The sequence below is a fragment of the Endozoicomonas sp. genome, from assembly GCF_051008435.1.
Classification (GTDB): Bacteria; Pseudomonadota; Gammaproteobacteria; order Pseudomonadales; family Endozoicomonadaceae; genus Endozoicomonas_A.
Map to the genome: position 1 here is coordinate 1 of NZ_JBPCXO010000068.1, position 11,836 is coordinate 11,836.

Here is an 11,836-nt window from a genome sequence, read left to right on the forward strand (position 1 = left end):
GGTTTGAGACAGTTTTTATGATTATTTGAGGCGAATAGCGAGCTATTCAACGAAAAGAATCATAAAAAATGGCCAAATCCGGCTTTTTCGCAGTAGGTCAGTGGTAAGTCCGACAGGCTCCTAGCAACAAAATCGTTTTATCCGCACAGGATGTGCAATCTGTCAGGAAGTAAATCTATGGAAGCCGTAACAACCTCTCAGGAAAAAGAGGCACAGGCTCTGGTCCAACAATCTGACCAGGGTGCCAGATCCCCAGCGGGACTGGCAGGCCGTCTCGTTATCGCCATCACACTCTGCTGGTCCCTGTTTCAGCTCTGGTATGCTTCACCACTGCCGTTTATTTTCAAAACAGCCATTTTCAATGACACCCAGGCCCGGGCTATTCATCTTGCCTTTGCCCTGTTGTTAACTTTTCTAGTTTTTCCTGCCAGAAAGCGGTCCCCAAGAGACCGGATTCCTGCTTTGGACTGGATTCTGGCTATAGCCGCCAGCCTGAGTGCTGCTTATCTTTATATTTTCAGTACTGAGCTGGCAAGACGCTCCGGTGCCCCGACGACCATGGATCTGATCACCGCCGGTACCGGTATGATCCTGTTACTGGAAGCCACCCGCCGGGCTCTGGGACCACCCTTAATGATCGTAGCCATTGTGTTCCTGGCTTACACCTTTGGTGGCCCCTACATGCCCGATGTCATTGCCCATAAAGGTGCCAGTCTGAACAAGGCGCTGTCCCACTTCTGGATTACCACAGAAGGGGTATTTGGTGTAGCCATTGGCGTGTCTACCAACTTCGTATTCCTGTTTGTACTGTTCGGAGCCATGCTGGAAAGAGCGGGGGCAGGTAACTACTTTATCCAGGTCGCCTTTTCACTGCTTGGCCACCTGAAAGGGGGTCCTGCCAAAGCTGCGGTGGTTTCTTCTGGACTCAGTGGTGTTGTTTCCGGCTCTTCCATTGCTAATGTGGTCACCACCGGAACCTTCACCATTCCACTGATGAAACGTGTCGGCTTCCCAGCCCACAAAGCAGGTGCCATTGAAGTGGCAGCCTCCACTAATGGTCAGCTGACGCCGCCTATCATGGGTGCTGCAGCATTTCTTATGGTGGAGTATGTAGGCATTTCCTATTTGGAAGTGATCCGAGCTGCTTTACTGCCAGCCCTGATTTCCTACATTGCACTGTTCTACATCGTGCACCTTGAAGCCGTTAAAGCTGGCATGGAAGGCCTGCCAAGAAGCAGAACCAGAAGCGCTGCCCAGGCATTAATGTCATTTACCGGCACATTTGCCGGACTCTGCGCCCTTGGAGCTGCCGTCTACTATGGCACAGGCTGGACCCGTACTTACATGGGTGACTTTGCTCCGGCTATCATCGGTGCTACTTTGCTGATCAGCTATGCATTGCTGGTCAAACTGGCCTCTGCTCAGCCCGATCTGCCGGAAGACTCTGAAGAAACTCTGACGCAAACGCCTGAGACGGGTCCAACCCTGAAACGAGGCCTTTATTTCCTGCTGCCTCTGGTTGTTCTTCTCTGGTGTCTGACCGTTGAGCGTTTCTCACCCGGTCTTTCAGCCTTCTGGTCTACGGTTGTGATGATCTTCATTACCCTGACACACAAAGGCATGATCCAGTGGTTCCGCCAGCAAGTGCCAACAGCAAACAATATAAAGAGTATCGATAAAGGTGAAGGTTTCCGTGATTTGATGGACGGCCTGTCATCCGGCGCCCGAAACATGATTGGTATCGGTGTCGCCACGGCTACAGCAGGTATTGTTGTAGGCGCTGTCACCCTGACTGGTATTGGTCTGGTCATGACTGAATTTGTTGAGTGGGTGTCGGGCGGCAATATCATCATCATGCTGATTTTTACCGCGATCATCTGTCTGGTTCTGGGTATGGGCTTGCCCACCACGGCTAACTATATTGTGGTTTCCACTCTGATGGCGCCCGTTATCGTTACTCTGGGAGCACAGTCTGGTCTGATCGTACCGCTGATCGCTGTTCACCTGTTCGTGTTCTATTTCGGCATACTGGCAGACGACACACCACCGGTAGGTCTGGCCGCCTTTGCGGCTTCAGCCATTGCCCAGTCTGATCCGATCAAAACAGGTATCCAGGGCTTCACATACGACATTCGGACAGCGGTTCTGCCGTTCATGTTCATCTTTAACACTGAGCTGCTGTTGATCGGTGTGGAAAGTCCGCTGCAATTAGCCATGGTCGTTGTCAGTGCAGTCATTGCCATGTTGGTGTTTGCTTCCGCAACCCAGGGATACTGGCTGACAAAAAACCGCTGGTATGAAACCGCTGCTTTACTGCTGATCGCATTTACTCTGTTCCGCCCTGGCTTCTTCTGGGATCGCATCTTCCCGGCTTATGAAACCTTTAAGGGAACCGAGATTGTTCAGGGTATTGAAACACTGCCTGAAAACAGCGAAGCGCGTATTTGGGTTTCCGGCGAGAATCTGGAAGGCAGAATCATCAGTAAACTGGCCATACTGCCAGCCGGCAGCTTGAACGAAGGCACGGAAAGACTCAGAGAAATGGGTCTTGAAGTCATTGCCAACGACAATCAGCTGGTCGTGGATATGATTGGCTTTGACAGTCCTGCAGAGAAAGCCGGAATCGACTTCGATTGGAAGCTAGATACCCTGGAAGCACCTGCTGAACGATTGCCAAGGGAGATCATCTGGATTCCAGCGCTTCTGCTGCTGGGTCTCATATTCCTGGGGCAAAGGAAACGCAGAAACCATCTGCATTCATCAACTGCCTGATTCAAGCAGACCAATCCAGGAGTCAGAAGTCACCTAAACTTCTGACTCCTGCCCCTCCTAAAGTTTATATCAAGAGATATAGCCCAACAGCGTTTCCATTAAGAGCTCAGATAAGTAAAGGATAACAGGCTGGGCAACTGATACTACTTAACAATATCAAACTCTACATAGCGATCCCTGGTCGAGAGAATGGAAAAATAGCGATGAATACCCCCATCAGTGGTATGACAGTAATAACGGTATCCCTGACCATCATGCTTATCGTCTTTATAAAAACTACCATATTGCACAGTATGACCTTTTACCAAACAAAACCCTTCATTTCCTGGTATCAGTCTTTCGCGCATATTAATACGGTAGGAGTCGAAAAAAACACCTAAATTCAAGGCATCGACGTCCATCAAAATTACATTTGATCCTGAATCTGACAAGATTTCGTAACAGTCCGAAAGTTGAGCAGTTTTGAAGTTTCTACAGTATCCATTGTCAACAATGCCACTTACTTTCTCCCCTTGTGCATCCAACTGTCGACAGGGGACAGTATCATCGGAAAACCTATAGCTATCATCAGGTAAAACACCCGAATCAACTTGCTTCCATAGAAATGGCCTTTGATATTTTTCAAGATCAACGATATCCGCAGTACCATTAATTACAGGTTTCATCACCAAAGGCGATGTTTTATATTCAATAGCGCTATGTATGCCTAATAAGGCATGCGGTGTCTCTAACGATATGGTCGCCCCCCCACTGTCACCAGGCTCAGTAAACCTTAAAGTGCGGTCAGCATTGCAGATACTGTTCTGAGCACAGTCAGACGCTGTGTAGTCAAAAATAAATGACCTGAGAACAGGCTCTGAACCAGAGCCACCAAAACCTAACTGTACACCACTTCTGATGTGACGATCTTCGGGAACAATGTCCTGAATAGGTATAGACTCAACTGATTCCACATCTCTATTCAAGACCAAAAGTGCAACATCAAAGTGTCTGACCATATCACCATTAAGGTAGGTCTCTCGCAAGTAGGCCGGATGTAGAATTAATCGTGTGGCATGGTAATCCAGAAATGAGCTATATCCAAACGAATTAGGAAAAGAAATCCAGATATAAGCTCCATCACGAATAGCTCGACTAATATCCCCTGTTACCGAGCTTACCAAACAATGTGCCGAAGTCAGGACTTTATCGGGTGCAATTAATACAATTGAGCAAGAAGTTTCAATATTATCATCATAAAAAGCCATTCTCCCTACAAACGCGAACTGACCCTTTTCAACCTCATGGCCACTTTGTATCGCTTGGGTAACAGCTGGCAGGAATAAAAAAAAGAGTGCCAGTAAATAACCAGATAGAAATCCTTTTCTCATAATTCACCTTATTCTTCGTAAGAAATAGTAATGACAATAGAATCTGGTTGGACATGGATAAGTCTGAAAAGTTCATTCTCATGTACGGCAGACAGCTACCGTTTTTACAGTCAGATAGACCTGAAAGGGCTGATATCCAGAGGATCTCTCTTAGACAAGCACCTAATTGCGAGCTGTCAGCTTCTGCACACACTCTTGTCCCTTGTTTGAAACATTGTTAACTGTCCTGCCCACTTTATAAAAAGACAGGCTGCTTATAGTCTCAACCGGATTAATCTGACCCGCAAGGACCGTCTCATAACCCTTACCGAGCCAATCATTTGCCTGATTTTGTTGCAGTAGAACGGGCATTCTCTCGGTCAAAGGCGTTATAGCACTGATAGCAGGGCTAGTAAGAATCGCACAGGATTCAAAACTCAGTTGGTCATCCACAGGATAGTTTTCCCAAAGACCGGCAAACACGCACAAACCACCTGACTTCGGACGGATAAACCATGGCTGACTGCGACCCTGAATTTTCTGCCAGTCATACCAACCATCGGCCAGTATCAGACAACGCCGCTTTCTGAGAGCATCACGAAACATCGGTTTGTCTGCAGCGGTTTCAATTCTTGCGTTAATCTGGGCTCTGGAAAAATCTTGCAGCCAGTGAGGGACCAACCCCCATTTAACCCGGGCAGGTTCTGGCTGATCTTTCTCATTATTTTTGATAATGAGCACCTGTTCACCCGGCGCCACATTATAGGAAGGAATATTGACCTGTGGTTGACGGATACCCAGCCAACTAAGGTTGATTGAGTCAGCCATCAAAGTATAACGACCACACATAATCAGTCTTCCTGAACTTGTGTTGAGTCTTCCACAACCGGTGACGCTTTGAGGTAATCTTCGATCAGCTCTTTGGCCAGGCCTGCATCGTAGTCTTCTACATAAAGAGCCAGCAGGCCGGCAGCAGGCAGCTCACCAATGGCACCCGCTAAATAACTGCCAGCCAGATGGCAGGCGATGCCATGGCTATCGAGGAGGTCCTTGAGGCACTGAGCCTCAAGGGGGTTATCAGGACTGAATATCTTGATCATGGTTTTATGAAAACACAGCCACCGTCGTAAAGGAAGGTCTGAACTTATTTCAGGTAGACCGTCTTGATCTGGCTGACCAGCTCGTTAGCTTTGGTTCTCTGGGCGCTGTTAAGCTGCTCAGACAGCTCCTGCTTCTGTTTACGGGCCGCTGGGATAAAATCTCCCTCAGAATCTTCCAGGCTCAAAGAAGTCCACATATAGGCAGCGATCAGATTTCGGTCCGTACCTGCTCCTTTATAGTAGGATTTCCCCAGCTCGTACTGAGCTTCTGCATTCTTGCCCTGACGACCTGCTGCCAGCTCAATCAGTTCAAAACCTTTTTTAGGGTCTTTAGCAACGCCGCCCAGGCCATCACGATAGGCCTTCCCCAACATAAGTTCAGCCTGAACATCACCTTTGTTCGCCAAAGGTTGCAGTAAAGAAAGGGTCTGACTGGAATTCTCTGGCTTGGCTTTTCCGGTTACCAGCAGACTGCCAGCTTCGAGCATGGCTTTCTCATCACCTGATTTTGCCTGTTTCAACAGACCGGAAAAATCCGCAGCCCAGCCATTCAGGGTAAACAGTAATGTGATTGCCAGTAGCCCACCCTGGCATTTTTTGTTCAATGACATCTACCACCTCTAGCCATTAGAGCAGATAACTGCTCAGTCATTTCATTATTTGAACGCGGTATTCAGGCGCAGAGTATACACATTCAAGACGGGGAATACTGCAAGCTAGCAGCAGTGAGTAGCAGGCAAATTTGTTAAATCCACATAAACAAAAACTTATACGTACCCTGCCATTTGCTTCGCTATATTTTGACGAGTAGGTTTTTTCAGCCTTCAAGGCGTTTTTGCCCTCGGGTACAACGGCGGGCGCGTAGCCTTAGCTACTTAACCAGAGTTGGAGCGCAGCAGGCTGGAAAAAGCTGCCGTCAAAATATACGAAAGCAATGGGTTGGGTACTTACACCTGACTTAAATCTCAAACCGTTACAAAGTGCCACATCCCGGCTACAGACCCCTCAAGGTAATGCCTATATAATCAAGGGCTTAATTAACTGTGAAAGTTTTATATCATTTTTATGATGAATATCATCGCTTTCACTCATGACTGTTATGAAAGGCAATTGTCCGGAACAGATGGAACGTTTTGAAGAAATCCGCCCCTATCACGATCAAGAAGTAAGGCCTGTCCTCGACCGCCTGTTGCATGACCGTGAGCTTATTCAGGCACTGGTACACCATCAGTACCCCCGTGTACCCGGCTATCTGAACAGTCTTGCAGGCTGGCTGACTTCAATGGGGCTGCGATACAAGCTGAAGAACATCCATGATATTGATGGCCTGCAAGAAGTGATTGAACCTTACCTGTCCCGGGTGATTGAAGGCAGTACCGCCGGTATCAGCTTTTCCGGACTGGACAAGCTCGATAAACAACAGGCTCATCTGTTTCTGTCCAATCACCGGGACATTGTGATGGACCCTGCATTTGTCAATCTGGCTATTTATAAGCACGGCATGCAAACCGCTCGAATAGCCATCGGCGATAACCTGCTGCAGAGACCCTTTGTCAGTGACCTGATGCGCTTGAACAAGAGTTTCATTGTCAAACGGTCAGTAGAAGGTCGCAGACAAAAGCTCAAAGCGTATCAGACATTGTCAGCCTATATTCACCACTCTATCGATACCGGGCATCCGGTCTGGATCGCCCAGAGTGAAGGTCGGGCGAAAGACGGTAACGACAAAACCGATTCCGCCATCATCAAAATGTTTCATATGAGCCGAAAAGCAGCGGACAGCTCGTTTGCAGACAGCATCTGCTCCATGAATCTGGTACCGGTCTCCATTGCCTATGAATACGACCCCTGTGACAAGGCCAAGGCCAAAGAGCTCTATGAAACAGAACAACAGGGTAATTACGAAAAGTTCGAGGGTGAAGACCTGCAGAGCATTGTGACCGGCATTGAAGGCTACAAGGGCAAAGTTCACGTTGCTTTTAGTACGCCACTGACTGACGAATACGAAAATGCCAACCAGGTGGTTGAAGAGGTTGATCGTCAGATTCACCAGAATTACCGCCTGTTTGCTTCAAATCTGATCGCCTTTGACCGGCTACGCAGTGAATACCCAGAAGTAACAGAGTTATCTTTAGAAGCTCTGTTTGAGCGGTATTGCCCCGAAGAGGCCCTGGACAGTAAAGCCAGAGAGTTCAACGAAAGGCTGGCCCAGTGCCCTGAACCCCACCAGCACTGGTTCCTGAAAATGTACACCAATCCGGTGATCAATCACTTTCGTTGGGCCCAGTCCTGAGTGATGAACAAATAGTAGGGACTACAAGCCATGACTATGCATAAGCTCTGTTTTTTTGTCCCTGAAAGCCACCTTGAAGCAGTGAAGACTGCGGTCTTTGCTGCCGGTGCAGGTCGGTATGAGAACTATGACAGCTGCTGCTGGCAAACCTCCGGTCAGGGTCAATTCAGACCACTGGAGGGCAGCGACCCTTTTCTTGGCAAACAGGGTGAGGTGGAAACCGTTGAAGAATTCAAGGTTGAAATGATTTGTGAAGGTGCCTATCTGGAAGCCGCCATTTCAGCACTGAGATCTGCCCACCCTTATGAAGAGCCTGCTTTTGAAACCTGGCCGATACGAGTTTCCTGAGCGGACTACTCAGGAAACTGCTCATTCAGAAAACGGATAAAGTTCCTTTTGATCTTATATTCTTCTCGTAGCGTCATCAGCCACTGAGAAAATACCTGTTGCTGATTTTGCTCTACCAGTATCTGCTGACACTCGACCAGTAGTTCAACGGCTTCCTGATAACTTTTATTCGTTTTTTTCTGTACGCAATCCTGAATCAGCTTCTCATAGATAGTACGAGAACGCTCTCCATCCTGCCGAAAATGCTTTCTCAGCTCATAGAGCAAGGTAACATCAGGAACGGCCTCTTTGACCAATTGCCAGGCTGACTCCAGGTCGGACTCCGAAAGATAGGTCATCATCAGCGTATTTAAGACTCGATGATGGTGGTACCCCTGAGTATTAGCTACACGTTCTTTCATCCAGTCTATAGCTTTCTGTCGCCAGTCATTCTCATTACTGGTTAGCTGCTCAGAAAGCTCCATAAGATGCTCAAAGGTCGACAGCGTCGGCGACTCTGTAAACTGCGCCCAGACATCCTGCAACGCTTCAGAGCTTCGACCTGTCTTCAATAACAACGTCTGCTGAAATTCATGAATTTCAGCAGACTCACTGAAGCGACTGTTCTGCCGCGCTCTATCAAGGTAATTCTGGGCATCGTCATAGTCGCCCAATTCCATGTAACTGCGAGCAATGACCAGATACTCTTCCTCGGTTCTGGCTATCTTTTTATAAAGCCGGATCAGCGTCTGATAGTCATTTTCCAGTTTGGGTACAACTTCCAGAACTCTCAGCAACCGGTCATAAGACAAGCGATCCCGCCAGCTGTTACTTTTCAATCTTGGCAGCTCATCCCAACGAACCTGGGCGATATCAAGAAAAGCATCCAGGCACTCTGCATTCAGGACGTCGCTGAAATCATCTGGAATACGACCATGCCACTCTTCTTCATCATTGATAAGCAACTCGATCAGATGCAGAGCTTTCAATTCTTCAGACCAACTCAAGGCACCAAAGGCCTCAACATAGAGCCGTTGTATCTGGGCTATTGGATCAAACCTGAAACCTCCGGAATCATCCACCGTTTCCAGTGCTCGCACGATTCTGGACATAGCGTAATCAAGCAGTTCCATCTGATCAGTTGCTGCCAGCTTTTTCAGAGGCGGTTCAAGGCTGGAGAGTACATGCTCGACATTGGCAAAATATTGCCTGACCTGAGCATAGCGAAAGTAATGGCGATTATAGGGAATGGCTGCAGTGATTCGCTTGCGAATGGTTTTTCGATCCATGATCCCCACGGCCGTCTCAGCCTTAAGTAACCATTCTTCTCTCACTGCACGACTACCGTCTATCATTTCAACAAAATGACCCACCAGTTCTTCTTTGGGCATTTGCAGTAGATAGGCTTCCAGTACATCGGTGGCCTGCGCCCCTTTTTTAACATGAGGTACAGAGACTTTATCTCGCAACACCATTGCTGCAGCGACACAGTGCTTACAAAAATCAATGCTATCAGAAGCCGGGCAGTTGCAACTGCCATCCAGAGCGCTCTGGGTATACACCAGATTAACCTGATACACCTCGCTACCACTTACTTCAGCGCCAACCCGCTGCCCCTGAATGGACAGATCACCGACTCGACCTTCCTGGTAGTAGTCCTTTCCCCGGGAAAAAGCTTTTTCGCCTGCCAGTTTCACTAACTGCTGATCGGTAATTTCCGGCCTGTCATTCACGTTGCTTCAACCTGGTTCCAAAAATAGCTTTCTAGGAGCCTGACCTGTCTATTCTCGGTCAGGCTCCTGGATTTTACCTGAATATGCAGAACATAAACTATTTTCTGCAATAAGATGAAAAGATATTCATTAGAAGGGGTATCGATAGACAGGACTATACTTCCTCCACATTTAACTCATCCAATACAGAAATAAAAAACTGCCTTCACTAAATTCAAGTATTGCTCAGGCTCCGATTATGTATCAGCGAAGATTTCGAAACAGCTCATGCGTGCCTCTTCATAGAATCCTACTTACATTTTGTTTAACAACCGCCCTTCCTATCTTCGCAAGCGGTATTAACGTTGAGGATATGGACCTATCCACTTCACCCGGAGAAGATTTCTACCGATATGTGAATGGAGGCTGGCAGGATCGCACAAAAATACCGGAAGAAAGAGTCAGTTGGAATTCACTGGATGAAGCAGCCGAACGAACCCATCGAGCGCTAAAAAAAATAATGGAGCAAGCGATAAGTTCGAGCCGCTATGCACTGGATACAGACCAGGGAAAAGCGCTCCACCTCTATAAAGCCGGCATGGATGAAGCAAGCATTGAACAAGAGGGCATTACCCCTATTTATCCTTTTCTGGCAGCTATTGCTTCACTGGAAAGTAAAGATGAACTGCCCAAGCTTCTGGCCGACTTTCACCGACAGGGTATTGATGGATTCTTTTTTGTTGATATATCGCCCGACAGAAAAGACAGTGATAAAAATGTTGTTAGTCTGTTGAGCAGTGGCATTTCATTGGGTAATCGTGACTATTACACCCTGGACACACATATTAGAATCCGTAACGAATACCGTTCACATATATTTAGAATGCTTCAACATCTCGGTGAGCCATCTGCTTACCAAAAAGCCGATCACGCAATGTTAATAGAAAGAAAGTTAGCACTGGCCACTTTGGAACAAACGAAAAAGCAAGACGACACTCTAACGTATCACCGAAAAACACTCGCTGAATTGGTCGCTGAAAACGCTGACTTTAATTTCGATCAATACTTTCAGTCCTATGGCATTGAGCCACAGCCCTATCTGATCATTCAAGAACCTGAATTCCTTAAAGCCGTCAATGAAGTGATTTCAGAAAGCTCACTGGAAGAGATAAAAGCTTATTTGAAGTGGAAGCTAATAAACGCCTCAGCTCCTTTTCTAACCGCCGACATACTCAAGCAACACTGGACATTCTTCAATCAAAAAATCACCGGGGCAAAAAAAATGCGCCCTCGATGGAAGATAGTGTTGGAAGTGGTCAATGCAGACCTTGGATTTGCCGTCGGGAAGCTCTACGTCAAGGATCATTTTTCGCAAGCCACGAAAGCAGACATCGAATCCATGACAGAAAACATAAGATCGACCTTCATGGAGCGAATCGATCAGCTGACCTGGATGACCCAGGCAACCAAAACCAAAGCCAGAGAAAAACTGGCCGCCATCAAAACGAAGATCGGACACCCCGATCAATGGGAAAGCTACGACAGGCTCCATCTGGAAGCTTCAGACGGTTTCCTGACCACTCACTTTAAAACCCATTATGCAAGAACAGGCAAACTCATAGCCTCCTTGCGCCAACCCGTTGACCGAAACAAATGGGCAATAACGCCTCAAACGGTTAATGCTGAATACGTAGAAAAGAAAAACGAAATTATTCTAACAGCGGCTTTTTTACAGCCACCGCTCTATGACCCTGAAACGGGCCTTGCCGAAAAATATGGCTCTACAGGAGCCTTCATTGCCCATGAACTCACCCATGGCTTTGACGATTTAGGCCGACTCTATAATGCACAAGGAAGTCTGGAAAATTGGTGGCAAGAAGAGGATGAAGAAGCATTCAACCAAATCGCAGAAAAACTGGTTAAACAGTTTAACCAATATACTCTTTTGGGCCATTTACAGGTCAATGGCCAGTTAACCCTGGGGGAAAATATTGCTGACCTGGGAGGTGTAACACTCGCCTACCATGCCTTTATGAAAACCGATGAACAAAGTAAGGCATCTCAAACCAGTCTGCCTTTCAGTCAGGAACAGAGGTTCTTTATTACCTGGACCTCCTTATGGAGAGAGAAAATTCGAGAAAAAGCCTTGCAAGCCATTCTAGGAGTCTGTCGGACTTAGCCGACCGTAGCGAGAAAAAGTCCGGTTTGAGACAGTTTTTATGATTATTTGAGGCGAATAGCGAGCTATTCAACGAAAAGAATCATAAAAAATGGCCAAATCCG

General features: G+C 47.2%; 9 protein-coding genes. 4 read left to right on the forward strand and 5 right to left on the reverse strand.

Going from position 1 to position 11,836, the window contains the following annotated elements; translation table 11 throughout:
- Window positions 1-177: 177 nt before the first annotated feature.
- Complete coding sequence (locus tag ACR2PX_RS03240; protein WP_433997924.1) at window positions 178-2,772, forward strand: TRAP transporter permease; 2,595 nt, start codon at window positions 178-180, stop codon at window positions 2,770-2,772.
- A 143-nt stretch (window positions 2,773-2,915) separates the two neighbouring features.
- On the opposite strand, the gene ACR2PX_RS03245 is transcribed toward ACR2PX_RS03240, so the two are convergent.
- From ACR2PX_RS03245 to ACR2PX_RS03260, 4 genes are all read right to left on the reverse strand, one after another.
- The gene (locus tag ACR2PX_RS03245) at window positions 2,916-4,142 is read right to left on the reverse strand and encodes a trypsin-like serine protease (RefSeq protein WP_433997925.1); all 1,227 of its coding nucleotides are present in this window, start codon (window positions 4,140-4,142) and stop codon (window positions 2,916-2,918) included.
- Window positions 4,143-4,304: 162 nt separating this feature from the next.
- Window positions 4,305-4,970, reverse strand: coding sequence for an SOS response-associated peptidase (locus ACR2PX_RS03250; RefSeq protein ID WP_433997926.1), 666 nt, complete (start codon window positions 4,968-4,970; stop codon window positions 4,305-4,307).
- A gap of 2 nt (window positions 4,971-4,972) precedes the next feature.
- A complete protein-coding gene (locus tag ACR2PX_RS03255) occupies window positions 4,973-5,221 on the reverse strand; it encodes a DUF2007 domain-containing protein (RefSeq protein ID WP_433997927.1) in 249 nt (82 codons plus the stop codon).
- 44 nt (window positions 5,222-5,265) lie between these two features.
- Window positions 5,266-5,832, reverse strand: coding sequence for a tetratricopeptide repeat protein (locus tag ACR2PX_RS03260; RefSeq protein WP_433997928.1), 567 nt, complete (start codon window positions 5,830-5,832; stop codon window positions 5,266-5,268).
- Between the two features lie 488 nt (window positions 5,833-6,320).
- Between ACR2PX_RS03260 and ACR2PX_RS03265 the strand changes: the two genes are divergently transcribed.
- Window positions 6,321-7,514: a 1-acyl-sn-glycerol-3-phosphate acyltransferase gene (locus ACR2PX_RS03265; protein ID WP_433997929.1), complete on the forward strand. Its 1,194-nt coding sequence runs from the start codon at window positions 6,321-6,323 to the stop codon at window positions 7,512-7,514.
- Between the two features lie 36 nt (window positions 7,515-7,550).
- Window positions 7,551-7,862, forward strand: a complete 312-nt coding sequence (locus tag ACR2PX_RS03270; RefSeq protein ID WP_433997932.1) for an NGG1p interacting factor NIF3 — start codon at window positions 7,551-7,553, stop codon at window positions 7,860-7,862.
- Window positions 7,863-7,867: 5 nt separating this feature from the next.
- Here the strand turns inward: ACR2PX_RS03270 and ACR2PX_RS03275 are convergent, their stop codons facing one another.
- The gene (locus ACR2PX_RS03275; protein WP_433997930.1) at window positions 7,868-9,574 is read right to left on the reverse strand and encodes a hypothetical protein; all 1,707 of its coding nucleotides are present in this window, start codon (window positions 9,572-9,574) and stop codon (window positions 7,868-7,870) included.
- A gap of 352 nt (window positions 9,575-9,926) precedes the next feature.
- Between ACR2PX_RS03275 and ACR2PX_RS03280 the strand changes: the two genes are divergently transcribed.
- Window positions 9,927-11,732, forward strand: coding sequence for a M13 family metallopeptidase (locus ACR2PX_RS03280; protein WP_433997931.1), 1,806 nt, complete (start codon window positions 9,927-9,929; stop codon window positions 11,730-11,732).
- Window positions 11,733-11,836: the final 104 nt, after the last annotated feature.

Coding starts and splice junctions, on each gene's coding strand:
- ACR2PX_RS03240 (WP_433997924.1), top strand. CDS start 178: ATGGAAGCCGTAACAACCTCTCAGGAAAAAGAGGCACAGGCTCTGGTC.
- ACR2PX_RS03245 (WP_433997925.1), bottom strand. CDS start 4,142: ATGAGAAAAGGATTTCTATCTGGTTATTTACTGGCACTCTTTTTTTTA.
- ACR2PX_RS03250 (WP_433997926.1), bottom strand. CDS start 4,970: ATGTGTGGTCGTTATACTTTGATGGCTGACTCAATCAACCTTAGTTGG.
- ACR2PX_RS03255 (WP_433997927.1), bottom strand. CDS start 5,221: ATGATCAAGATATTCAGTCCTGATAACCCCCTTGAGGCTCAGTGCCTC.
- ACR2PX_RS03260 (WP_433997928.1), bottom strand. CDS start 5,832: ATGTCATTGAACAAAAAATGCCAGGGTGGGCTACTGGCAATCACATTA.
- ACR2PX_RS03265 (WP_433997929.1), top strand. CDS start 6,321: ATGAAAGGCAATTGTCCGGAACAGATGGAACGTTTTGAAGAAATCCGC.
- ACR2PX_RS03270 (WP_433997932.1), top strand. CDS start 7,551: ATGCATAAGCTCTGTTTTTTTGTCCCTGAAAGCCACCTTGAAGCAGTG.
- ACR2PX_RS03280 (WP_433997931.1), top strand. CDS start 9,927: ATGGACCTATCCACTTCACCCGGAGAAGATTTCTACCGATATGTGAAT.